Genomic DNA, 23,779 nt, shown 5'->3' with positions numbered 1-23,779 from the left:
GGCCAAAATGGAAAAGCTTTCGAAACAGTTGCTGGCAACCCTCGCCGACGATCATGTGCAGAACATGCGCTGGATGGAGGATTCGCCCGCGGATATCCTCGTCCATAGTGCCGAGCCGCCGCAGGGCTATACCGTTCCGTGGCACCGCCACCGCCGCACGCAGCTGCTGTGCATCTTCGCCGGCGTCGCCCTGATCATGACGGCGCGCGGCCGCTGGATGGTGCCGCCCGGCCATGCCCTTTTCATCCCCGTTGGACTGGAACATTCGATCGAAATCCTGAGCGATGTCAGCATGAAATCCGTCTACGTGACGCCGCGCAGCCAGCCGCCAAAGGATGAGGCCCCGCGCGTCGTGGAAGTGACGGACCTCGCCCGCAGCCTGCTGTTGGAGGCCATTAGGCTGCGAGAGGCACCCCTCAGTCATCGAAAGGCAAGGCTGGTCCTGTCGCTTCTCGTCGAGGAGATCGCGACGCTACCGGAACGGCCCCTCGGTCTCCCCTTTCCGTCCGACCGTCGGATGGCCGCGCTCTGCCGCGACTATCTGTCCACTCCATCGCCCAACGCCAGATTGGACGATTGGGCGGAGAAGCTTTCTGTGAGCCGCCGGACGTTCACACGGCAGTTCCGCAAGGAAACCGGCATCAGCTTCACCACATGGAGACAACAAGCGAGCGTTTTCGCCTGCCTGCCACAGCTTGCCGAGGGCCAACCGGTTACCAATGTCGCACTCGAAGCAGGCTACGAAAGCGTGGCGGCATTCACCACCATGTTCCGCCGCATGCTCGGCACCTCGCCGCGCAGCTATATGGCCGGCCGCTGGACCTTTGAGCGGCAATCGGCGTGAAGCTCCTCTTGAAATGACCGGACGCTTCCGGCAAACAGCGCCAGAGCGGCTCAGCCTTTCACGGAATCTCTGAGCCGCTCTATCTCTTTGTTTCCTTGCAATTCCGGACGGAAAACCGCTGCGCACTTTTCCTGGAATTGCACCAAGAGCGAGGGCAGGCATATGCGGCATATTTACATCGTCGGTATCGGCACGGGAAATCCGGAGCATCTGACCGTGCAGGCGATCAATGCGCTGAACGCAGCCGATGTCATCCTCATTCCCAGCAAGGGCGCGGCCAAGACGGAACTCGCCGATGTCAGGCGTGACATCTGCCAGCGCTATGTCACCAATCCGGCCACGCGTTTCGTTGGTTATGACGTGCCCTCGCGCCAGATGGCGGACCGCAGCTATGTGCAGAGCGTCGACGAATGGCATGACGCAATTTCCGCGACTTATGAGCGGTTGTTTCTGGAACATCTGACGAAAAGAGAGAGTGCTGCCTTTCTCGTCTGGGGCGATCCGGGCCTTTACGACAGCACATTGCGCATTCTCGAGCGTGTCGTCGCTCGCGGTAAGATCGCTCTCGACTACAGCGTTGTTCCCGGCATCACCAGCATCCAGGCGCTGACGGCAAGCCATCGCATCCCACTTAACCTCGTCGGCAAGCCGGTGCAGATCACCACCGGTCGGCGGCTGGCCGAGAGCTTTCCGGGCACTGCCGAAACGGCCGTCGTCATGCTCGACGGCGAGCAGGCCTTCAGCAAGATCGATGATCCCGATGCCTATATCTATTGGGGCGCCTATCTCGGCACTCGGGAAGAGATCACGATTGCCGGCAGGCTGGCTGACGTTTCCGAGCGCATTCTCGCGACCCGCGCCGAAGCCCGCGCCAGGCACGGATGGATCATGGATATCTACCTCATGCGCAAGGGGCAGGATTTCGACGATCTCGAATAAGAGCCGAATACCAAATCGTTTGCCCGCCGATCCGGTTTGTGCAAGGAAATGTCCCTTATGAAGGGCAGTTTTATGGTTGCGGCCGACACGCAGACAATGGAGGACCAGGCGTGCATCCCTCAGGGGGGAGCCGCCGAGGATGACATTGCGTCGCCCCTGCCCTCCATGGTTCGCGGTGCCTGCCCCTCACTGAGCGCGCCGATGCAGACCGGCGACGGTCTTCTTGTTCGCTTGCGGCCATCAACGCCAGGTTTGACGGTTGCGCAACTTCGCGCCTTGGCTGAGGCTACAGAAAAGCATGGCAATGGCCTGATCGAGATCACCGCGCGGGGCAATTTTCAGCTGCGTGGCATGACGCCGCAAAGCATGCCGGGACTGGCCGCCGATATCGACCGCGCCGGCATCGTGCCGGAGAGCGGCGTCGCGATCGAAGTCCCGCCGCTCGGCGATGTCGATCCGTCGGAGATCGCCGATGCGCGTGGGGTCGCTCAACGGCTACGAAACGCCATCGATTCCCTACATCCCAAGCCAGTGCTCGCTGCCAAGCTCGCCATCATCGTCGACGGCGGCGGCCGGGTGATCCTCGATGAAATTTCGGCGGATATCCGTTTGAAGGCGATCAACGCTGTAGATGGCAGGCAACTGTGGGAGCTTGCGATTGCCGGAACACAGGCGACGGCCACGCCGCTTGCCAACTTGACCGACGAACAAGCGATTCCTGGCGTCATCACCCTGGTCAAAGCATTGACCGAAATAGGTCCTCGCGCTCGCGGCCGCGATCTGGACATTTCCTCTTTGCAAGCGCAACTTCCGGCCGCTCCCCATTCCTCACCCGTCGAAAGCGCTACCCCGGCCTCGCCTGTCGGCCTCATCCCGCTCGGCAAGCAGCATGCGGCCCTCGGCCTGCGACCGGCCTTCGGTCGGATCCACGCCCGAGATCTCATCCGCTTTCTCGACGCGGCTGAGGTGGCGGGAGTGCATGATATTCGGACGGGGCCGACGCACAGCCTGCTATTGCTCGGGCTTCCTCGCGATCGCATTGAAGACATCCTAGCCACGGCAACTGAATGCGGCTTTCAAACACGCACTGACGATCCGGCCAATTATGCAATCCCATGCTCCGGCGCCGGCGCATGTGCCTCTGCGCATTATTCAACGAGGCAGGCAGCCGCAGATCTCGTCAACTTAGCCTCCGACCTGCTTGACGGCTCGCTCCAAGTGCACCTATCCGGCTGCGCCAAAGGCTGCGCCCATCCGTCTCCGGCAATGCTGACCATTGTCGGTGCTGCAACGGGCTATGCTATTGTCGTAAATGGGTCATCATCATCAGAGCCGGTGGCTTACATCCACAAGGAAGACCTGAAATCAGCTCTGACTGCGCTCGGGAAACTGGTACGGAACAACAAAGCTGCTGGCGAATCGGCACAGCAGTGTCTTAAACGGCTCGGCCGGGACGCAATCGCGACGGCTTTACGACAGGGATAGAAATGCCTGACTATGACTATATCCGTGAGGGGGATGCGATCTATGAACGCTCCTTCGCGATCATCCGCAGCGAAGCCGATCTCCAGCGTTTTCCCGAAGCCGAGGCCGATGTCGCAGTCCGCATGATCCATGCCTGCGGATTGGTGGAAGCAGCAGAGCATTTTCTCTTCTCCCCCGATTTCGTCGCATCCGCCCGCAAGGCGCTCTCTGCCGGCGCACCGATCTTCTGCGACGCGGAGATGGTCGCCCGCGGTGTCACCCGCGCACGCCTGCCGGCCGCCAACGATGTCATCTGCACCTTGCAGGATCCGCGCACGGCGGAGATCGCCAAGTCAATCGGCAACACGCGTTCGGCTGCGGCCATGCATCTTTGGACCGATCGCCTTGCCGGCTCCGTCGTTGCCATCGGCAATGCACCGACCGCCCTCTTCCACCTTCTGGAAATGCTGCGTGACGGCGCTCCGAAGCCTGCCGCTATCATCGGCATGCCCGTCGGCTTCGTCGGCGCGGCAGAATCGAAGGATGCGCTTGCTGAGAACTCCTACGGCGTTCCTTTTGCCATTGTGCGCGGCCGGCTGGGCGGCAGTGCCATGACGGCAGCCGCCCTCAATGCGCTTGCGAGGCCGGGCCTATGAGCGCGCCGTCCAATGGAAGCCTGATCGGCGTCGGCACAGGCCCCGGCGATCCCGAACTGCTGACGGTCAAGGCCGTCAAGGCCTTGGAGCGCGCCGACGTGGTTGCCTACTTCGCCAAGCAGGGCAGAGGCGGCAACGGCAAGGCCATCGTCAGCGAGTTTCTGAGAACAGACGTAAAGCTGCTGCCGCTTTACTATCCGGTCACGACCGAGATCGACAAGGACGCGCCGGAATATCTCCATCAGATCACCGCTTTCTACGACGCTTCGGCCGAGATGGTGGCGGCGCATCTTCGCGAGGGGAAGACGGTTGCCGTGCTTAGCGAAGGCGATCCGCTGTTTTACGGTTCCTACATGCACCTGCATGTGCGCCTTGCCGATCGCTTTCCTACAGAGGTCATCCCTGGCGTGACGGCCATGTCCGGCTGCTGGTCGCTCGCCGGCTTGCCGATGGTGCAGGGAGACGACGTTCTCTCCGTGCTGCCGGGAACGATGGCAGAGGCTGAGCTTACCCGCCGCCTGGGCGATACACAGGCCGCCGTCATCATGAAAGTCGGCCGCAACCTGCCAAAAATCCGCCGCGCGCTCGATGCCGCGGGCCGGCTGGGGGAAGCGATTTACGTCGAGCGCGGCACGATGGCAAACGGTGCCATGACGCCGCTTGCCAGCCGCGACGATGCCGAAGCGCCCTATTTCTCTCTTGTGCTGGTTCCTGGCTGGGAAAGCAGGCCATGAGCGGGCGTCTTTATGTGATTGGGACCGGCCCCGGCAATCCTGAGCAGACGACGCCGGAGGCGCTGGCTGCGGTCGCGGACGCTCACGAATTTTATGGTTACGGTCCTTATCTCGACCGCCTGACGCTGCGCGACGACCAGATCCGTCAGGCATCGGACAATCGCGAGGAATTGGACCGCGCCAAGGTGGCGCTGCAGCGGGCCTCAGCCGGCATTAATGTCTGCGTCGTCTCTGGCGGCGATCCCGGTGTTTTTGCCATGGCGGCCGCCGTTTGCGAGGCGATCGATGACGGTCCAGCAGAATGGCGGACGGTAGACCTTATCGTCGTGCCGGGCATTACGGCCATGCTTGCCGTTGCGGCCCGGATCGGCGCGCCGCTCGGACATGATTTTTGCGCCATCTCGCTATCGGACAATCTGAAACCCTGGCCGCTGATCGAGAGTCGTCTCCGCGCCGTCGCCGAAGCGGGCTTCGTGATCGCGCTCTACAATCCGATCAGCAAGGCTCGCCCCTGGCAACTCGGCAAGGCCTTCGAAATCCTGCGCGCCGTACTGCCCGGTGAAACACCTGTCGTCTTCGGCCGGGCCGCCGGTCGTCCAGACGAGCGGATGACGATCGCTGGGCTCGCGAATGCCGAGGCCTCGCAGGCAGATATGGCGACCTGCGTTATAATCGGCTCGGCCGAAACGCGCATCATCGCCCGCGAAGGCCGTCCGGATCTGGTCTATACGCCGCGTTTCATCAGGGAAGAGGCGAAATGATCGATCCTACCGAGCGCAGCGTCTACCGTTTCGACCACCGGCAGACCGGCGGCCTCAGCGCGCTCGACCATGATCACCTTGATGCCAAGCTGCCTTGCGGCCTCGATCTTCCCATAGGTCGCGTCACCGCCGCTGTTTTTGGCGACGACGACCTCGATCTGATGCTGTCGCAGCATGTTGAGTTCGTCGGCCAACCGGAACGGACCGCGACCATGGATGTAATTGACATACGGAACCGCCAGCGGCGGTTCGACGGGATCGACGCTGCGGACCCAATAATGGTGCTGCGGCGCGGCGTTCGCCTGATGCGCCTCCTGCCGGCCGGTCGCGAGGAAAACGCGCAGGGGCGCATCGCCGAGGGCGGCGATAGCCTGCGAGACGCTGTGCACGGAAAGCCAATCATCGCCTTCGACCGGCACCCACGCCGGACGGCGCAGCGCGAAAGCGGACACATGGCATTCAGCAGCCGCGGCTGCGGCATTGGCCGAGATGCGGGCTGCAAAGGGATGCGTGGCATCGATCAACAGGTCGATCTCTTCGTCACTGACATAGCGGGCAAGCCCCTCTGCGCCGCCGAAACCACCGCTGCGAACCGGAACGGGCTGCGGGGCGGGATCGGTGGTTCTGCCGGCAAGCGACAGGACGACCTCGAGATCGGCTCGCAAGGCAAGAGCTGCCGCCAGCGCACGGGCCTCCGTCGTACCGCCGAGGATCAGAATACGGGCCTTGCCCATGGCTGAGACACCTTCAATTCAACGCTGGCTCACTCTTATCGGCATCGGCGAAGACGGTCCAGCCGGTCTCGGCGACGAAGCCAGGCGGCTGATCGCCTCATCGCCGGTCGTCTTCGGCGGGACGCGCCATATCGAGTTGATGAGCTCGCTGATATCAGGCGAAACGCAAGCATGGCTTTCGCCATTCGAAAAATCCGTCGAGGCGGTGCTTGCCAGGCGCGGCAAGCCGACGGTGGTTCTCGCGTCAGGTGATCCCTTTTTCTACGGCGTCGGCGCGACACTTTCGCGGAGCATTCCGGCCGCTGAAATGATTGTTATCCCGGCGCCCTCCTCCTTCAGCCTCGCCGCATCGCGCCTCGGCTGGCCCCTGCAGGAGACGACGGTTCTGTCGCTGCACGGACGGCCGATCGATCTCATCCGGCCGCATCTGCATGCTGGCCGCAAAATCCTGGTGCTGACGTCCGACGGCAAAGGTCCTGCCGAATTGGCGGCCCTGCTGCAAAGCTCCGGCTTCGGCCCATCTGAGCTTACGGTTCTGGAAGCGCTGGGCGGCCCGCATGAAAAGACCTCTCGCCAGAGTGCGGCCGATTTTTCCCTATCCGGCATCAACGATCTGAATATCTGCGGCGTCGAGGTCAAGGCGGACGCTGGCGCACGAATCCTGCCGCTGAGCGCGGGTCTTCCCGACGAGCTTTTCGAACATGACGGCCAGATCACCAAGCGGGAGATTCGCGCGATGACGCTATCGGCGCTCGCCCCGCGCCATGGCGAACTGCTCTGGGATATCGGCGCCGGCTCCGGTTCGATCGGCATCGAATGGATGCTGGCCGATCCCTCGCTGCGCGCCATTGCCATCGAAGCATCGCCCGAGCGTACGGCGCGTATCCGCCGTAATGCCGGCAATTTCGGCGTACCTGGCCTGGTGATTGTCGAAGGCGAGGCGCCGGCTGCTCTTTCTGACCTCGCTGCGCCCGATGCGATCTTCATTGGCGGCGGCGGCAGCGATCCCGGCGTACTCGAGGCGGCTATCAACGGATTGAAAAGCGGCGGCAGGCTGGTTGCCAATGCCGTTACGACGGAAATGGAAGCGCTTCTGCTGGCCGAGCAGGCGCGCCGCGGCGGCTCCTTGATCCGTATCGATATTGCGCGCGCCGCCGCCGTCGGCCGGATGACCGGCTGGCGGCCGGCCATGCCGGTAACGCAATGGTCTTGGATCAAGCTATAATGATGAATGAGGTAGAGCGATGACAGTGCATTTCATTGGCGCAGGCCCAGGAGCCGCCGACCTGATCACGGTGCGCGGCCGGGACCTGATCGGCAAATGCCCGGTCTGCCTCTATGCCGGCTCGATCGTTTCGCCGGAACTGCTGCAATATTGCCCACCCGGCGCCCGCATCATCGACACGGCGCCGATGTCGCTCGACGAGATCGAGGCGGAATATCTGGAAGCGGCCAAAGCGGGTGAGGATGTCGCGCGCCTGCATTCCGGCGACCTCTCGGTCTGGAGCGCGGTCGCCGAACAGATCCGCAGGCTGGAAAAGCATGGCATCGACTATACGCTGACCCCCGGCGTCCCGGCCTTTGCGGCTGCGGCTTCCGCGCTCGGCCGCGAGCTGACCATCCCGGCTATCGCTCAAAGTCTCGTCCTGACTCGTGTTTCAGGCCGTGCCTCGCCCATGCCGAACAACGAGACGCTGGAAAAATTTGGCGCGACCGGCGCCACGCTCGCGATCCATCTGGCAATCCACGCGCTCAAAGAGGTCGTCGAGGATCTGGCGCCGCTATACGGCGCGGACTGCCCGGTTGCGATCGTCGTCAAGGCATCCTGGCCCGACGAGCGGATCATTCGGGGCACGCTTGCGACGATCGAAGCGAAAGTGGCCGCCGATCCGATAGAACGCACGGCCCTGATCTTTGTCGGTGCATCGCTTGGCGCCAGCGATTTCCGCGAAAGCTCGCTCTACGACCCGACCTATCAGCGTCGCTTCCGCGGCCGTCAATAACGCCGGGCACCGTTGCAAATCCGCTCGAAATTTCCTCTAGTCGATCGCGGCAAGCCACGGGGCAAAAGAGGATCGGGATATGCAGCGGATTACCATTACCATCGACGACGATCTTCTGGAGACGATTGACCAGATCAGCGCACAGCGCGGTTATGCCAGCCGTTCGGAAACCTTGCGCGATCTCGTTCGCGACGCCGTTACGCGCGCGCAGCCGACCGTGGATGGCGAAGCCAGATGCTACGCCGCCCTCGCCTATGTCTATGAACATGAAACCCGCGATCTGTCGCGCCGCCTGACGACAGCGCAGCACGATCACCATGATCTTTCGATCTCGACACTTCATGTTCACATCGATGGGCATGATTGCCTCGAAGTCTCCGTGCTGAAGGGCAAGACGGATGACATCAGGGCATTTGCCGACAGCGTGGTGACGCAGCGCGGCGTGCGCTTCGGAAACCTGCACATCATCCCATCGGACGACGGCGCGAAGCACTCCGACACGCATTCGCACGATTGAGCGGGCAGGCAGGCTCCCCCGCGGACTACTCGGTCAGAGCCGATCGGCGATATAAGCCATGCTCTCCTTGATAGCCACAACCGGCTCCTTCAACGCATGCACCGTCGGGGCAAAGGGCTCGAAGGATGCCGGACCGGCATAGCCAGCAGAGAGCAGCGCTCGGAGCTGACCGACATTATCGAGACGATCCCTCGCATCGACAAGAACACGATGCGGATCGCGCATGTCCCCAACGGAAACATCGGGATCGCTGACGCCGGAAATATGCACGAGACCCGTCAGTTCGGGGAAGGTTGCCGCCTCACCAGCGAGATGGTGATGGAATGTATCGTGCACGAGAAGGAAGGTGGATCTCGCACCGAGTTCCTCGATCGCAGCCGCCGCCTCGCTCTTTAGGCGCAGCGAGCAGATCTCGAAGCCGAGCGGCTCTACCAGGCCGATGATGCCGGCCGCTTCCAGCATCGGCTTCAGGGCTGACAGCGCCTTGCGGAGATTGGCATGCCGCGCCTCCGGCTCGCGGCCGCTGCCGTCGTTGACCGGAACGAGGACGAGCGCCCTGGCGCCGCAATCGCGCGCATAGTCGATCAGCTCCGCTGCCTCCCGGGCACGCTCGTCATTCCACTCATTGAAACGCTGCAGAGCGTTGATCGAGATGATCGTCAGCCCATGTCGCGCCGCGAGCTCCTTGACGGCCGCTGCCGGCGTACCATCCAGGATCGCGTTCCCGGCAAGGTCATTGCGGATCTCGACGCTATCGATGCCGAGCTCTTTTGCGGCGGCAAAGAACGATTCGAGCCTCAATGACGGCGCACACATATGATTGAGCGCGAAACGAATGGAACTCATGATGGGCACTCCTCCTCAAGGCGTCCGGCAACAAGAGACATTCCAGATCCGCTGCGCCTGCTTTGCGAAGAACTAGCGACATTCCTGTCCTTCTTCCATCGGCATCGGCCATCATTCCTGATAGAATTCTTGAGATAATGATAGAATTACATCACCCTTATCAGATGTTCTCCGAGACGAAAATTTCAAAGGGCAGGAAGCTTTGGCCGGGAACGGCAGCCTCATCGCTCTCGACGGACTTGATCATCAGATTCATCAGTTCCTTGCAAAGCGCCGGCAGCGGCGTGCCGATCGCCATGGCTACGACATCGTCGGCAAGCGCCGCCCTCGATTCCGGCGTCAACTCGTTGACGACGGCGATCAGCTTGCCGGATAAACGCTCCTCGCGAATGGCGGAAATCGCGCCCTCCATGCCGCCGCCGCAGACGTAGAAACCGATGAGATCGGGATGCTTCTGCAGGAGATCGAGCGTCGCCTCATGGGTGATCTCGGGCGTGTCGAGATTGATGAGCGTATCCAGCACCTCGAATTCCGCGGCATTTTCGCGGAAATAGGAGCGAAAGCCGATTTCGCGCAGCTCATGGCCGAGGAAGCGGTGGCTGCCGACAAAACAGGCGACCTTTCCCGGACGCCGTGCGGAGCGTGCGATGATCCAGGCGGCCGTGCGTCCGACCTTGCGGTTATCGACACCGATATAGCCCTGGCGCACGGTGGTGGAGAAATCTGACAGGAGCGAAAAGACCGGAATGCCTTTTTCCTTCAACTCCTCGATTGCAGCGGTGACCGCCGGATAATCCGGTGCGACGAGCGCGACGGCCTGACTGCGTGATGCCACCGTCTTCAGCTTCTCGACGATCGCCGTCGGGGTCGAGGCTGCGACGAAATCGATCTGCGCGTTGATGCGCGCTGTCGTGACTGCCTGCGCTGCCGCCGCAATCTCCCTGGCAAATGCCTGGTAGAAAGCCTGAACCGGCTTCTGCAGGACGAAGCCCAATCGATATTGCGGCAAGTCCTCGAAGACACGCTGACGCAGAAGGCCCACGGCATGATAGCCGATTTCCTGCGCCGCCTCATAGACGCGGCGTGCCGTTTCTTCACGCACGCGATGGCGCCCATTCAGCACGCGATCGATCGTCGCGACGCTGACGCCGGACGCTTTGGCAAGATCCGCTATGGTGGGGCGACGCATGGCTACTCCTGAGATATGTCATCATTCATGACGTCAGCGTTTGATATGTTTTGATAGATTCCATCATTCATGCATTGAGGCAAGCGAAAAGTCGATCTATCGTTTTGGGCATCGAGGGCGGTGCGCTGCTGCACATCGCGGGAGGCAGGAATGACGACGATAATCAAGCGTGACTACGATCTGCTCGGCGAAAGCGGCAGGCTGGCGGTGGAAACGGGGCTGGCGGCCGCCGAATGGTATCATACAGATGTGCCGCGCAAGGACATGAAGGCGCTGATGCAGCGTTCGGATGCGCCGGCGATCCGCGACACCATTATCTGGCTTGGCAGCATGGTGGTCTTCGCAGCACTTGGTGTCTACTTCTGGGGCTCCTGGATCTGTGTCCCCTTCTTCCTGGCCTATGGTGTGCTCTACGGTTCGGCCTCCGACAGCCGCTGGCATGAATGCGGCCATGGCACGGCGTTCAAGACACGCTGGATGAACGACGCGGTCTATCAGATCGCGTGCTTCATGATCATGCGCAATCCGGTCACCTGGCGCTGGAGCCATGCACGCCACCACACCGATACCGTCATTGTCGGCCGCGATCCGGAGATCGCCGTCATGCGGCCGCCGGATCTTCTTCGCCTCGTCCTGAATTTCTTCGGCATCCTCGATGCCTGGCATGCGATCGCCGACATGCTGCGCAATGCTTGCGGCGTCGTCAGTGCGGCAGAAAAAACCTTCATTCCCAAGATGGAGCAGCCGAAGGCCATTCGCATCGCCCGCATCTGGCTGGCCATTTATATCGCCACCATTGCGAGCGCGATCGCCATGGGCTCGATCCTGCCGCTGATGTTGGTCGGCCTTCCCCGGCTCTATGGCGCCTGGCATCATGTTCTGACCGGCCTGCTGCAGCATGGCGGCCTTGCCGACAATGTCATCGACCACCGGCTGAACAGCCGCACCGTCATGATGAACCCGATCAGCCGCTTCATCTATTGGAACATGAACTACCATGTCGAACATCACATGTTCCCGATGGTGCCCTACCACGCCCTGCCGAAGCTGCATGCGATGATCAAGCATGATCTGCCGGCGCCGAATCCGTCCATCTGGTCCGGCTATCGCGAGATGATCCCGGCGTTTCTGCGGCAATTGCGCAACGAGGATTATTTCCTAAAGCGCGAGCTGCCGCCGACGGCGCGGCCTTACCGCGAGGAATTTCACGGCGAGTTGCCGGCCGCCGCCGCTCAATAAATCGGACATAAAAAGGGAGGAAACGATGAGCAATTGGATCGAAGTTTGCGCCGCTGATGCGATCGATGAAGAAGATGTCATTCGCTTCGACTATGATGGGCGGACCTTCGCGGTCTATCGCAGCCCTGAGGATGATTATTTCGCGACCGACGGCCTGTGCACCCATGAGAAGATCCATCTCGCCGACGGGCTGGTCATGGACAACATCATCGAATGTCCGAAGCATAATGGCCGCTTCGACTACCGCACTGGCGAAGCCAAGGGCGCGCCGGTCTGCGTCAACTTGCAGACCTATCCGGTTAAGGTCGAAAACGGCACCGTCTTCATCGGGCTTTGAGGAGGCAAGCGTGGCTCATTTCGTCATTATCGGAGCCGGAGAATGTGGCGCCCGCGCCGCCTTCGCACTTCGCGAAAAGGGATTTGAGGGTGAGATCACCCTCATCGGCGCCGAGCCGCTGGCGCCTTACGAACGGCCGCCACTGTCAAAAGCAGGGACGGATCAACCACCGGAGCCGAAATTCATCGCCACATTGGAGCGCTATGGGGAGCAATCGATCGATCTGAAGCTCAAGACGACCGTGATCGCACTCGATCCCGCGACGAAGACCCTTAGGCTCTCGGATGGGCAGGCTCTCACGTATGACAAGCTTCTGCTTGCAACCGGAGCCGCGGCGCGAGGGTTTCCAGGCGTTGACAGCACATCGCAGCGCATCCGCGTGCTGCGCACCCACGCCGATGCGGTGGCTTTGCATGCAGCCCTTCATCCCGGACGGCACATTGCCATCATCGGTGGCGGTTTCATCGGCCTTGAGCTGGCGGCAACGGCGCGTATCCGCGGTGCCGACGTCACCGTCATCGAAGGCCTGCCGCGCGTCCTGAAGCGCGGCGTGCCCGAAGAGATCGCTGAAACGATTACCGAACGCCATTGCCAGGAAGGCGTGGATATTCGTTGCGACCAGACCATCGAAGCCTTGCAGGAAGAAACCGATGAGGTGGTCGTTCGTCTGGTGAGCGGCGAAGTCATCTCCGCGGACCTGTTGCTCGTCGGCATCGGGGCGCTGCCGAATGTCGCGCTGGCCGCAGAAGCGGGACTCGCGATCGACAATGGTATTGCCGTCAACGAGCGGCTGGAGAGCTCCCATGCGGATATCTTTGCGGCAGGCGATTGCTGCTCGTTTCCGCTGTCACTTTATGGCGGAAGACGCGTTCGCCTCGAATCCTGGCGCAATGCGCAGGAGCAGGCCGATCTGGCCGCCGCCAACATGCTGGGCGAACGTGCGGAAATATCCGCCGTCCCATGGTTCTGGTCCGATCAATATGATTTTACGCTGCAGATCGCAGGGCTGGCGGATGAAGCGGTCACTCATGTGCGGCGCGACCTCGATGACGGGGCATTCATTCTCTTCCATCTCGGCGCGGACGGAAGAGTGCTTGCCGCCAGCGGCATCGGGCGTGGCAATGCCTTCGCGCGCGACATCCGCCTTGCCGAAATGCTGATCGCCGCCCGCGCACATCCGGATCACGCCGCTCTGGCGGCAAGCTCCGTCAAGCTGAAGTCGTTGCTTGCCGCATAATATCCGCCGTCGGGCCTTGACCCAGGAGGCCAAAGCATAAATGTCTTCCCCTGACGGCAAATGGAGGAAGCAATGAAAATACTCGGCATATCGGGCAGCCTGCGCAAAGGCTCCTTCAACACGGCTCTGCTCCATGCCGCCGTCGAACTCGCACCAAACGGTATCGAACTGATCGCGCGCACCATCCATGGCGTGCCGCTCTATGACGCCGATCTCGAGGTAGCGGACGGCATTCCGGAAAAGGTGCGAGAGCTCAAGGATCTGGCCATCTCGGCCGACGCGCTGATTCTGTTCACACCGGAATACAACAATTCGCTTCCTGGCGTCTTCAAGAACGCCATCGACTGGATGAGCCGCCCCTCCACTGACATCGCGCAGGTCTTCGGCGGCAAACCGATCGCAGTTCTCGGCGCGTCGCCGGGCAATTTCGGCACCATTCTCAGCCAGAATGCCTGGCTGGCGGTCTTGCGTACGCTCGGTGCCGAAGCATGGTTTGGCGGCCGGTTGATGGTGTCGCGCGCCGGCAGCGTCTTCGATGCAGACGGGGCGATCGTCGATGAGAAGGTGAAGCACAATCTCTCGGCTTTCCTCGAAGGCTTCACCGCTTTCGTCGCAGATCGCAGGAAAGGCTGATTAACGGCTTTCCGGTTGAACCGAAGGTAAGCCGTAAGTCTATGATTGGGTCAAGGAATAGCCTAATGTGAATCGAGGCGCCGGACCCGGCGTCGCCGGGGCCCTGCACATTCTCTTCCTTCGAAAATCATGAAATCCAATAGTACCGGTTACGTCTTCACGCTGTTGGCAATCAGCATATTCGCCATACAGGACGGCATATCCAAACATCTTGTCAGCGCCTATCCGCCGCTTCTGGTGGCGATGATCCGCTATTGGGCCTTCATGCTCTTCGCCGTCGCGATGGCCTCGCGCGCGCCAGGCGGATTGCAGCGCAACGCCCGGACCAAGCAGCCTATCCTGCAGATTGCCCGCGGCCTGCTGCTTGCCGCACAGATCGTCGTCGCGATCTCGTCCTTCGTCATCGTCGGCATCGCCCATACGCAGGCGATCTTTTCATCCGGACCGCTGATGGTGGCCCTACTGTCCATACCGATCCTCGGCGAGAAGGTCGGCTGGCGGCGATGGCTGGCAATTTGCTTTGGCTTCGTCGGCGTGCTGCTGATCCTGAAGCCGGAGAGCGGTGTCTTCGATGCGCGCTTCCTGGTGCCGCTTTTCGGTGCGCTGCTATTTTCGCTCTATGTTGTGCTGACGCGTTATGTCAGCCGCGAGGATGGCGCCATGACCAGCTTTTTCTATACGGGTGTGGTGGGTGCCGTCGCCATGACCTGCATCGGGCCGTTCTTCTGGACACCGCTTGCGCCGCATGACTGGGTCTTCATGGGCATTCTCTGCCTGACAGGCGTTTCGAGCCATTATTTCCTCATCCGCGCCTACGATATGCTCGACGCGGTGGTGATTCAGCCCCTGACCTATCTACAGCTCGTCTTCTCCGCCGTTATCGGCGTCACCATCTTCGGGGAAAAATTGAGCGCGCCCATGATTGTGGGCGCGCTCATCGTCGTTGCGGCTGGCATATTCACGATCTGGCGCGAACATGCTCTGGCGAGAACCCGGCTCAGGGCCGGCAAGACGCAGACGAGTTAGAGCGGTTCGGTTTTTCACGGAATCTCCGAACCGCTCTATCTCTTTGCTGTCTCGCAATTCCGGACGGAAAACCGCTGCGCACTTTTCCTGAAGCTGCTCTAAGCGTCCACCTCGGCACGCGGCTGCGCCTCGGTGTAGTAGCTTACATATTTCTGCCGGTAACGCTCCGTTCCGCCGAAATCGCTGTAGCGCGGCAGTTCTGACATATCGGTCTTGTTGAGGATGACGCCCAGAATGCGCGAGTTGATCTGCGGCTCCTGTTCCAGGACATGACGCACCAGATTGGTCGGGGTCGCACCCCATTCGGTCACCAGCAGGAAGGCATCCACCTGCGGCGCAAAAGCCTTCGCGTCGATGACGGGACCGAGCGGAGCAAGGTCGACGATGATATAGTCGAACATCTTGCGCGCATTCTCCATCAGATGCTGCATGCCCTGAGAGGATAGAAGCTCGCTGGTGTGCAGCAATTGATCGCGCACCACGACCGGCAGGATGGCAAGTTTAGTGCGCGGGTCAACCTTCACGGCATTCGTCCAAGGTACTTCGCCAAGCACGGCTTCGATCAGGCCGGCATGCGGCTGCGACTTCAGCGTCCGGCTGAGGCCCGGATTGCGCAAGTCGGCGTCGATCAACAGCGTACGTTTGCCGCTGCTGGCAAGCAACGCCGCGAAATTGGCTGCCGTCGTCGACTTGCCCTCACCGGGGAGTGCTGAGATGACGCCGATGACGCGGTCGGCGCGGCCCTGCAGCATCACGTCGCTTGCGAGTTTCGCGTTTCTCAGGGTCTCGGCAAAGATCGAGCGCGGCGCTTCGACGGATATGCGCATCATGCGCTCGAAAGCAACGCCGTTTTCCCCCTCTTCCGCCGTCGCCGGCTCCGGTCCTGCACCGGCCCTGCGTGACTTCTTCTTGTTCTTGCCCTGCTGGCCGAGCAGCGGCAGATAGCCGAGGAACTTCAATCCGAGAGCAGCCCGCACATCGGCTTCGACGCGGAAGAAGCGATCGCGGAACTCCTGGAACGCGGCGACACCGCAGCCGACCATCAGGCCGAGGATGATCGAAAGTGCCATGACGAGCGTCTTCTTCGGACTGGACGGCGCAGTCGGCACGCCGGCGAGTGATATGACGCGGGCCTTGGCGATGGGGAACGAGCGCTGTTGCGTCGCCTGCTCAAACCGGCCGAGATAGGATTCATAAAGTGTCTTCAGCGCTGATGCCTTCTGGTTCAGCTCATTCAGGTGAACCAGCGACTTGTTGGCCTCGGAATTCTTGCCGACGACCTTGTCGATGCTTTCGCGCAGCGATTCCGCCCGCGACTGTGCGACATCAAGCTCGTTCTTGTAGCTGGCAGTCAGCTGCTGAAGAACCTGATAGATCTGCCGGGTAATGTCCTTGCGCTCGGCCTTGAGCGCGACGGCTTGCGGGTGATCGGCGCCAAAATTCTGCGTGACATCCTGTTCGCGCTTTTCGACAGCGAGATAGCGTGTTTTCAAATCCTGCAGCACCGAGTTGTCGGTGGAGCTCGACGAGATGGTCGCGTTCTTGACGGCGTTGTCAGGGCCTTGGTCGACGATCGACTTATACTGATTGTAGCGGGCGGATGCGCTGGCCGTATCGGCTTGCGCGATGATCAACTGCTTGTTCAGGTCGGAAATCTGCTGTTCCGACATCAGCTCGCCGCCGGTCGAGGTCAGACCATTGTCGGCCTTGTATTTCTCCACTTCAAGCGAAGCCTCCTGCGCGCGCTGGCGCAGATCGTTCAAGCGCTCCTGCAACCAGACGGAGGCACGTTCCGTCGCATCGAAATTGGCGTTCAACTGGTCGGTCAGATAAGCGTCGGCATAGGCGCGCGTGATCTTGGCGGCGAGAAGCTTGTCCGTCGAGCTGAAGGAGACGGCAACGACCGAGCTTCGTGTGACGCGCTCGACCTTCAGATTGTCCTGAAGAACGGCAGCAACCTTCTGACGCTGGGCCTCGCGCTGCTGCTCAGGTGTCATCGGCGGCCGACCGGGCGTGAAGACGCTGACGATCAGGCCGACGCCGGATTTGAGCAACGCCGCCGGAGACGCGGGCGGGTTGAGCAATGTGTTATTGTCCGCAAGGCCGGCAGTATCGACCACGCGCAGCGCCATCTCATTTGATTTGAGGATTTCGACCGCACTGGCAATCTCCATGTCCGCCTGCTGGCTGCTTGCCGCCGGCGGCTGATCCTCGGCATATTTCGTCATGCTTTCGTCGAGCAATATCTGCGTCATCGAGGTATAGCTCGCAGTGGCCGTCAACAAATAGACGACGGCCAGGATGACAAAGGCGGCCATGGCGAAAATGATGGTGCGGATGCGCCGGACCACGACGGCCATCAGCCGATCGAGATCGATAAAGCTATCCTGCGACTCCGCTTGCGGGAGAGCGCTGTGGAAAGTGAAGTTCTTCTGATGCATGGCGACCACCTTGTCGGAGAAGCCCGAATGAACAATTGCCATGGCCTGCGGCGTTCCCGGCCGCAGGCCACAATGTGACAGGCTTAAGCGGCGGTCATCTGCGCTTCGTGCGAGACGACCAGGTTGCGGATCGAGTCATAGACCAAACCGCCGATATCGGCGCGAGCGAGCGCGAAGGCAACGTTCGCTTCGATGAAGCCGTGCTTCGACCCGCAATCGAACGTACGCCCATTGTAGATCTGGGCATGGAAGTATTGCGTCTCGGACAGGCGCAGCATGCCGTCGGTCAGCTGGATCTCGTTACCGGCACCGCGCTCCTGGCGGGCCAGAATATCGAAGATTTCAGGCTGCAGAATATAACGGCCATTGAGGTAAAAGTTTGAAGGCGCCTCGGACGGATGAGGCTTCTCGACCATTTTGGTCACGGCAAAGCCATGGCGCACGGACTCGCCCTTGCCGATAATGCCGTATTTCGACGTCTCTTCCGGGGCGCATTCCTCGACGGCGACGATGTTACCTCCGGTCTCGTTATAGAGATCCATCAGGCCGGCCATGCAGCCACGCATACCGTAGCAGAGCATATCGGGCAAAAGCAGCGCAAAGGGCTCGTCGCCGATCAGGTCGCGAGCACACCAGACGGCGTGGCCAAGGCCAAGCGGCGCCTGCTGCCGGGTGAAGCTTACCGAGCCCGGACGCGGCAGAAGACGCTCCAACTCGCTGACCTGCTGGCTCTTGCCGGCCCGCTGCAGCGAGGAGATCAGCTCCGGCGTATCATCGAAATGATCTTCGATCGCCGACTTGTTGCGGCTGGTGACGAAGACGATGTGCTCGATACCGGCCTCGATGGCTTCGTCAACGGCATATTGCACGACGGGACGATCGACGATCGTCAGCATTTCCTTCGGCATCGCCTTGGTGGCGGGCAGGAAGCGCGTTCCGTTGCCGGCAACTGGGATCACTGCTTTTCTCACACGACGTTTGGGGTCCATGGCTCTATCCTTTGTTAGAGTGAGGGCCTGCGCCCATATTGGGCAGAGGGGAGGAAAGTTGAGAGGGCGTCGGCTGGCGTCGGCTCCGCAGCGACGCGGCCAACCGGCGAAAACGGGCAAAGACCGGCATGCTGAGATGACGTACGGCCCGCGGGTTGAGGCACGCGATCTTGAGCATCTCCTGCAATTCGCGCTGCTTGATGCTGTCGACCAATTTAAGAAAAGCGATGACTTCCTTCAGATTGCGCGTGCGCCGCCGTTGTGCGGCAAGGGCAGCGGCGCCGAAGTGATGTTCGGCGAAGAACTTGGCGTCGGCAGCAAGCATGGCCTCGACATGGTCCTGCCGGAGAACACGCGAGATCGACCCATCGCGGATGTAGTAGAGATAACCGACGCTCGGCTCGACGACGCAGACGCCGCCGCGAGCGAGAGCCGAAGCGAGGAAAATATAATCCTCGCCGATCCGCAGGGTCTCCTCGAAGCGCAGGCGATGTTTCTCGATGAAGGCACGCTCGAAGACCGGCTTCATATAGCCGAAATTGTGCTCCGACTGGAAAATCATGTTCGAGGCGATGAACTTAGCCAACGTCAGTATCGGCATGCGCGCGAGCATCGGCTCGGGAAACATCGGCAGTATCGTGCCGACGTCCTCACGGATCACGTCGAGATTGTCGACCACGATCTGTGCCTCGGCTTTTTCCGCTCTGGCGATCAGGCGGGCCATCCGATCCGGACGTAGGGCATCATCGGAATCGAGCACGGCCACCCAGCGGCCCCGGGCCGCATCGAGCCCGGCATTGCGGGCAGCGCCCGGACCACCATTGCGGGCCATGGCGACGAGCCGTACACGCGGATCGGGATGGTTGCCGGCAATCTCACGCGTATTGTCCGTCGAGCAATCGTCGACCACGATCACTTCCATACTGACGGCGCCTTGCGCCAGCGCGCTGTCGATGGCGCGCTCGAGCGTTTCCTCGGCGTTATAGGCAGCAATGACGAAGCTGACATCGGGGATGAAATCCGTCATTGCGGTGCCTTCTCCAGATTTCCGTATTGTTCGATTTCGCGGACTCCGAAGAGGCCACTGACCACGCCGGCATGCATGATGCCGCGCAGGCCATAGCGATGCCGCTTGATGGGCGATGCAAAGAGCAGCGCTGCGGTAACGAAGCAATAAGCGGATTTCGAGGCCGCCAGTGCAATCGCGCGCCAGCGCCCGAGGCCGCCTGCGGTCTCCAACAGCATGCGGCCATGGGTCTGGCCCATGCGATACCGGCGCTTCGAGAGCCAGGAGACGGTCGCCCTCCCTTCCGGGACGGGTTCGTAGACCAGCGCATCTGCCGCATAGGCGATCCTGCCGCCGGCCTTATGCATATGAGCGAAGAATTCGGTGTCCTCGCCGCCGCTGCGTCCGAGCGCGATATTGAAGCGCCGGCCAGCAAGCGAGGGTGCGCCGCGGCGCAGCAATACATTGCAGGTGTAGCCGGTCAGGATTTCCCCGGCGACCCAGACAGGCAAAGTCGAATGAAAATCACCGCGCCGCATCCACCCCGGAGCTATATTCCCGTAGACGGCCTGAACGGGGCCAAGAACGGCGTCGGCGCCCGTCGTGTCGGCCATGATGAGCAATTCGCTCAGCCAGTCTTCCGAAGCAGTCTCGTCGTCATCGATGAACGCGAGAAAATCGCCGCTTGCATGATCCAGGCAGGCGTTGCGTGCAATCGAGATGTTCGATGCGGGGCAATGGACATAGACAATCTCGAACGGAACGGCCGAGCGTAGGGCGTCGACGCGGTCCCGGGCACTCGGGGTCAGATCGTTGTCGGCAACGATGATCCGGACGACGGCACCTGTGGGGATACTCAGGACGGCAAGCGACAGCAGCGTCTGATCGAGTTCGGCCCGCCTATAGGTGCAGACCGCAATGTCAATCTTTATCGGGCGCCGATGAGCCTGTGTCATGACGCCACCCTGCGATTGCGGAAGCTCAGGACTTCCATCCAAAACCCCATCGACCAGGCGAAATGCATGACCATCGCGGAAATGGCTGCCAGCGGCCCATAGGGGTTCTTATGTCCGAGAGCGATCCAGAAGCCATAGGCGATGCAGGCGACGGCCCAGAGGCCGACCGGGATAACCGCGATCCAGTTGAGGACGGCAAGGAAAGCGCCGATGAAGATCGGCACGACCGCAAGCGGCAGCATCTGCCGCAGGCTCGGCATGCTGCGATGCTTGAGTATATTGCGCGCGCGGCCACGGCCATACCCCAGATATTGCCTGAAGAGCGTCGGAATGCTGGCGCGCGGAAAATAAGTCATCGCCGTCTTGTCGGTCAGCCAGATACGATACCCAGCCTTGTTCAGCCGATAATCCAGCTCCGCATCCTCGTTATGGCTGAAGCTTTCGTCATAGCCGCCAACGGCACGGAAGGCGGCAACGCGCATGAGCGCATGATGCCCATGCTCGGCCCAATGGCCCTTGGCGCCTTCGCGATGTTTGGAGCCGCCATTGCCGAGCTTGGAATTCTGGGCGACGGCCGTCGCCTTCTGAAAGGCACTGAAGCCCATGGTGCGCATGGCGACGACAACGGAATCGGCACCGGTCGCGCCAGCCTCCTGAACCAGTGTCTGGCAGTAATCATCCGGATAGTCGCCATGGGCGTCGATGCGGATGAAATACTCGTGATCGTCACCGAAAGTCTCGATGGCGAGATTGATCGCCGCGCTTTGCAGCCGCTTCGGATTGTCGAGCAGAAGAACGCGCGGATCTCTCTCGGCTATATGGCTCACGATCTCACGCGTGCGATCGGTGCTGCCGCCATCAGCCACCACGATCTTCGCATCGAGTTCGTCAAGAGCCCGCCCGAGCTTGTCGATCAGCGGCTCGATATGCTTTTCCTCGTTGAGGCAAGGAATAACGATTACGCAACGCATATCCCCTGAACTTCCGGTCATCATTGCAATCCACCTCTATTGCGATGCAGTTGTGGGAGGGCCTGTATCTCGGCCATCTGCTCATTGGCGCGCGTCAGCGATGCCAGCCGCTGCACCAGCAGCTGACAGTCGGCGCGATCCATCGTCCATTGCTTATGATCCTGGGATGCCACGGCCTCGAAAGCGGCGAGATAGCGCTTTACGTCCATCTCACCCAAAAGCGCCGTCAGATGTTCGGCGTCGGCCCGGTCAAGCGTGAGCCCGATCTTTCGGCTGGCAAGAAATCTTGCCGTTTCCGTATCCTTGATCGAGATCGGCACGGCACCGTAAAGACCGCCTTCATAGAGGCGGTTCGGCAACAGCCAGCTGGAGTTCAGTCCCTCTTCGAAAAAGTCGATCGCCCAGGAAAACTGGACCTCGCCATAAATCGCCGCGAGATCCTCAGGGTTCTTGTAGGCGCCGGCAAAATGCATGAAGGGTGCATCGCGGACGGTGCGGTCGAAGTCGTCGAATTCGGAATAGGCCGGACGACCGCGCAGAACGATCTGGAAACGGCCTTCCATCCGGCGCGAGAATTGGTCGAGCAGCGCCAAGGATTTGCGGCAGCGAAGGGCGCCGAACCAGCCAATCTTCCAAGGCTTGCCCGCAGCCGGCGGCCTTGCGGCCGATGCGATGATGCGCGCCGCGGGCTCAAGCGCCAGTACCTTGTTTTCAAGCAGCATGACCGGCAGTTGCAGCCCGGAACGCGGACGGAAATAGCGCTCGATGAAGGCGGGCGAACTGGTCACCAGCAATGATGCCTGCGAGCCGAAATGACGCTCGGCACTGCGAAGCGCACTGCCCACCACATCATCGCGCAACAGCAGCCTATGAATATCGAGACATTCGTAGACAATAGGCACATCGCCGCCGAAGATGGATTTGGCGCGGTTGGCGAGCGCCAGCATTTCGAGATTGCGGCCGATGATGATGTCCGGTCTTGCGATGGAGCGCAGCGCGCTGCGCAGTTTCGCCGCCGATCTGGCCACTGCCGCGATCCGCTGTGCAAACTGGGCATCGCGCGTCTTGCCGAGCTCGATCGGCTCGACGCCGCTAATGGCAGCCAGCGCATTGTCATCGCGCCGGAAACCCGCAAGCGTTACGAGCGCCCCGCCAGCCTGCAGCATCAGCACCCGCCTGCGCACAGCCGGATCGGCAAGATCATGTACGAAGTATAGTATATGCAGCATCAAAATTTCCGCTTTTGCGCCCGGCCGAAGCCAAGCACTTGGTGTGGTTGGTGTTGCATGATGGCGTTGCCACTGGCCGCGCGCGATGGCGCGGCCAGCCGTGTTCAATCGAGCTTGCAGGTGATCGATTCCGGAAAGAGGCACTTCTCTCCCGGAGCGGTGAAGGCGACGCGCTTGATCTCCATGGTCGCCGGCTCGCCGCTATAGGCGAACTTGCCCATCCAGCCACTGAGCGTATCGGTGCCCCAGAGGCTGAAGAAGATCTTTTGCGGGTTCGTCGGTATTTTCGAAGGATCGGTAACCTCCTGGACGAGCTTGCCGTTCACATAGTAGCGCAGGCGATCCTTTTCCCAGACAAAGGCATAATCGTTGAAACCCTTGTCGGCACCGCCTGGAACCGGCGCCAGCTTTTCGTTGCCGCCCTTGGCGGAAATATACTGATTGACCTGAACCTGACCGGAATTCTTGCCGAGCACCTCGAAATCGATCTCGTCATGCGGCTTCTTGTCGGTCGGGCCGATATAGGTGAAGAAGGCAGAGTTCAGACCAGGCCCGGTAGCGGTGCGGTAGCGCGCTTCATAGGTGCCGTAGCCATAGCGTTTCGTCGTCTGGATTTCGCCGCAGGCATAGTTACGTTCACCGATCTTGGACTGGACGAACTGCAGTTGCAGCGTTCCATCCTTGATACCCACCTGCTTGCGCGACCAAGTGCAATTCTGATGTGGCCCGTTGTTCCAGCCGTCGGAAATATACCAACGACTGGTGTCCAGATGCTCGAAATTGTCGACGAAGGAACCGCCCGTCGGCTGATCATCCTGCGCGGATGCGCCCTGCGGCATCAGGAAGGCGCTCATGAGAGCGATTGAAACAAGACCAAGTCTGTACATGCAGTTTTTCGATGTCGTCATGGTATCACTCTTGCTTACGCAGGACACACCTACAGGGAACAAAGTGTCGCGCAGCAATCCCCGCAAACAATCGAAAAAACCATGGGCGCGGTTGAACGGCCAGGTATGGGGCTCGAATGA

The 23,779-nt window shown here is 61.0% G+C and carries 24 protein-coding genes; 14 read left to right on the top strand and 10 right to left on the bottom strand.

Features of this window, described 5'->3' with window-relative positions; genetic code table 11:
- Positions 1 to 7 precede the first annotated feature (7 nt).
- From FHT73_RS10890 to FHT73_RS10865, 6 genes are all read left to right on the top strand, one after another.
- Positions 8 to 844: a helix-turn-helix transcriptional regulator gene (locus tag FHT73_RS10890; RefSeq protein WP_112608794.1), complete on the top strand. Its 837-nt coding sequence runs from the start codon at positions 8 to 10 to the stop codon at positions 842 to 844.
- A gap of 162 nt (positions 845 to 1,006) precedes the next feature.
- Entirely contained in the window at positions 1,007 to 1,783 is a 777-nt protein-coding gene (gene cobF, locus FHT73_RS10885) for a precorrin-6A synthase (deacetylating) (RefSeq protein ID WP_112608792.1), read from the top strand.
- 57 nt (positions 1,784 to 1,840) lie between these two features.
- Entirely contained in the window at positions 1,841 to 3,268 is a 1,428-nt protein-coding gene (cobG, locus tag FHT73_RS10880) for a precorrin-3B synthase (protein WP_112608790.1), read from the top strand.
- 2 nt (positions 3,269 to 3,270) lie between these two features.
- Positions 3,271 to 3,903 (top strand): precorrin-8X methylmutase, encoded by a 633-nt coding sequence (locus FHT73_RS10875; RefSeq protein ID WP_112608788.1) that lies wholly within the window; start codon positions 3,271 to 3,273, stop codon positions 3,901 to 3,903.
- Positions 3,900 to 4,637, top strand: coding sequence for a precorrin-2 C(20)-methyltransferase (locus FHT73_RS10870; RefSeq protein ID WP_112608786.1), 738 nt, complete (start codon positions 3,900 to 3,902; stop codon positions 4,635 to 4,637). Before FHT73_RS10875 ends, FHT73_RS10870 begins: the two co-directional genes overlap by 4 nt.
- The gene (locus tag FHT73_RS10865) at positions 4,634 to 5,398 is read left to right on the top strand and encodes a precorrin-3B C(17)-methyltransferase (RefSeq protein ID WP_183711536.1); all 765 of its coding nucleotides are present in this window, start codon (positions 4,634 to 4,636) and stop codon (positions 5,396 to 5,398) included. Before FHT73_RS10870 ends, FHT73_RS10865 begins: the two co-directional genes overlap by 4 nt.
- Here the strand turns inward: FHT73_RS10865 and FHT73_RS10860 are convergent.
- On the bottom strand, positions 5,362 to 6,132 hold the full coding sequence (locus FHT73_RS10860) for a cobalt-precorrin-6A reductase (RefSeq protein ID WP_183711534.1): 771 nt from the start codon (positions 6,130 to 6,132) through the stop codon (positions 5,362 to 5,364). The genes FHT73_RS10865 and FHT73_RS10860 overlap by 37 nt on opposite strands.
- Between FHT73_RS10860 and cbiE the strand changes: the two genes are divergently transcribed.
- The 3 genes from cbiE (at position 6,116) to nikR (ending at position 8,652) form a co-directional block, all read left to right on the top strand.
- Positions 6,116 to 7,357: a precorrin-6y C5,15-methyltransferase (decarboxylating) subunit CbiE gene (cbiE, locus tag FHT73_RS10855; RefSeq protein WP_183711830.1), complete on the top strand. Its 1,242-nt coding sequence runs from the start codon at positions 6,116 to 6,118 to the stop codon at positions 7,355 to 7,357. The two genes, FHT73_RS10860 and cbiE, sit on opposite strands and share 17 nt — an antisense overlap.
- A gap of 19 nt (positions 7,358 to 7,376) precedes the next feature.
- Positions 7,377 to 8,135 (top strand): precorrin-4 C(11)-methyltransferase, encoded by a 759-nt coding sequence (gene cobM, locus FHT73_RS10850; protein ID WP_183711532.1) that lies wholly within the window; start codon positions 7,377 to 7,379, stop codon positions 8,133 to 8,135.
- A 79-nt stretch (positions 8,136 to 8,214) separates the two neighbouring features.
- The gene (nikR, locus tag FHT73_RS10845) at positions 8,215 to 8,652 is read left to right on the top strand and encodes a nickel-responsive transcriptional regulator NikR (RefSeq protein ID WP_112335808.1); all 438 of its coding nucleotides are present in this window, start codon (positions 8,215 to 8,217) and stop codon (positions 8,650 to 8,652) included.
- A gap of 33 nt (positions 8,653 to 8,685) precedes the next feature.
- On the opposite strand, the gene FHT73_RS10840 is transcribed toward nikR, so the two are convergent.
- Entirely contained in the window at positions 8,686 to 9,498 is an 813-nt protein-coding gene (locus tag FHT73_RS10840) for a TIM barrel protein (RefSeq protein ID WP_183711530.1), read from the bottom strand.
- A gap of 160 nt (positions 9,499 to 9,658) precedes the next feature.
- A complete protein-coding gene (locus tag FHT73_RS10835; RefSeq protein WP_183711528.1) occupies positions 9,659 to 10,687 on the bottom strand; it encodes a LacI family DNA-binding transcriptional regulator in 1,029 nt (342 codons plus the stop codon).
- A gap of 150 nt (positions 10,688 to 10,837) precedes the next feature.
- Here FHT73_RS10835 and FHT73_RS10830 point away from each other — a divergent pair, with 150 nt between their 5' ends.
- The 5 genes from FHT73_RS10830 to FHT73_RS10810 all read left to right on the top strand — a co-directional run bounded on the left by FHT73_RS10830 (position 10,838) and on the right by FHT73_RS10810 (position 15,159).
- Complete coding sequence (locus FHT73_RS10830) at positions 10,838 to 11,926, top strand: fatty acid desaturase family protein (RefSeq protein ID WP_112399581.1); 1,089 nt, start codon at positions 10,838 to 10,840, stop codon at positions 11,924 to 11,926.
- Between the two features lie 25 nt (positions 11,927 to 11,951).
- Positions 11,952 to 12,263 (top strand): MocE family 2Fe-2S type ferredoxin, encoded by a 312-nt coding sequence (locus tag FHT73_RS10825; RefSeq protein WP_183711527.1) that lies wholly within the window; start codon positions 11,952 to 11,954, stop codon positions 12,261 to 12,263.
- Positions 12,264 to 12,273: 10 nt separating this feature from the next.
- Complete coding sequence (locus tag FHT73_RS10820) at positions 12,274 to 13,500, top strand: FAD-dependent oxidoreductase (RefSeq protein WP_183711519.1); 1,227 nt, start codon at positions 12,274 to 12,276, stop codon at positions 13,498 to 13,500.
- 72 nt (positions 13,501 to 13,572) lie between these two features.
- Entirely contained in the window at positions 13,573 to 14,133 is a 561-nt protein-coding gene (locus FHT73_RS10815; RefSeq protein WP_112608764.1) for an NADPH-dependent FMN reductase, read from the top strand.
- Positions 14,134 to 14,262: 129 nt separating this feature from the next.
- Positions 14,263 to 15,159 (top strand): DMT family transporter, encoded by an 897-nt coding sequence (locus tag FHT73_RS10810; RefSeq protein WP_183711517.1) that lies wholly within the window; start codon positions 14,263 to 14,265, stop codon positions 15,157 to 15,159.
- Positions 15,160 to 15,257: 98 nt separating this feature from the next.
- Here FHT73_RS10810 and FHT73_RS10805 read toward each other — a convergent pair whose 3' ends face one another.
- From FHT73_RS10805 to FHT73_RS10775, 7 genes are all read right to left on the bottom strand, one after another.
- Positions 15,258 to 17,600, bottom strand: a complete 2,343-nt coding sequence (locus FHT73_RS10805) for a polysaccharide biosynthesis tyrosine autokinase (protein ID WP_112609145.1) — start codon at positions 17,598 to 17,600, stop codon at positions 15,258 to 15,260.
- A gap of 83 nt (positions 17,601 to 17,683) precedes the next feature.
- A complete protein-coding gene (gene galU / locus FHT73_RS10800) occupies positions 17,684 to 18,589 on the bottom strand; it encodes a UTP--glucose-1-phosphate uridylyltransferase GalU (RefSeq protein ID WP_183711515.1) in 906 nt (301 codons plus the stop codon).
- 4 nt (positions 18,590 to 18,593) lie between these two features.
- Positions 18,594 to 19,616, bottom strand: a complete 1,023-nt coding sequence (locus FHT73_RS10795) for a glycosyltransferase family 2 protein (RefSeq protein ID WP_183711513.1) — start codon at positions 19,614 to 19,616, stop codon at positions 18,594 to 18,596.
- The gene (locus tag FHT73_RS10790; protein WP_183711511.1) at positions 19,613 to 20,551 is read right to left on the bottom strand and encodes a glycosyltransferase; all 939 of its coding nucleotides are present in this window, start codon (positions 20,549 to 20,551) and stop codon (positions 19,613 to 19,615) included. Before FHT73_RS10790 ends, FHT73_RS10795 begins: the two co-directional genes overlap by 4 nt.
- A complete protein-coding gene (locus tag FHT73_RS10785) occupies positions 20,548 to 21,522 on the bottom strand; it encodes a glycosyltransferase family 2 protein (RefSeq protein WP_281409864.1) in 975 nt (324 codons plus the stop codon). The genes FHT73_RS10790 and FHT73_RS10785 overlap by 4 nt, the downstream gene beginning before the upstream one ends.
- Positions 21,523 to 21,542: 20 nt before the next feature.
- Entirely contained in the window at positions 21,543 to 22,751 is a 1,209-nt protein-coding gene (locus FHT73_RS10780) for a glycosyl transferase family 1 (protein ID WP_112608754.1), read from the bottom strand.
- A 104-nt stretch (positions 22,752 to 22,855) separates the two neighbouring features.
- Entirely contained in the window at positions 22,856 to 23,659 is an 804-nt protein-coding gene (locus FHT73_RS10775) for a glycoside hydrolase family 16 protein (protein ID WP_112608752.1), read from the bottom strand.
- Between the last annotated feature and the right edge of the window lie 120 nt (positions 23,660 to 23,779).

The organism is Rhizobium sp. BK098, from assembly GCF_014193155.1.
Lineage (GTDB): Bacteria > Pseudomonadota > Alphaproteobacteria > Rhizobiales > Rhizobiaceae > Rhizobium.
Note: the sequence above shows the minus strand (reverse complement) of the source record. Positions and strands in the feature narration are given on the sequence as shown.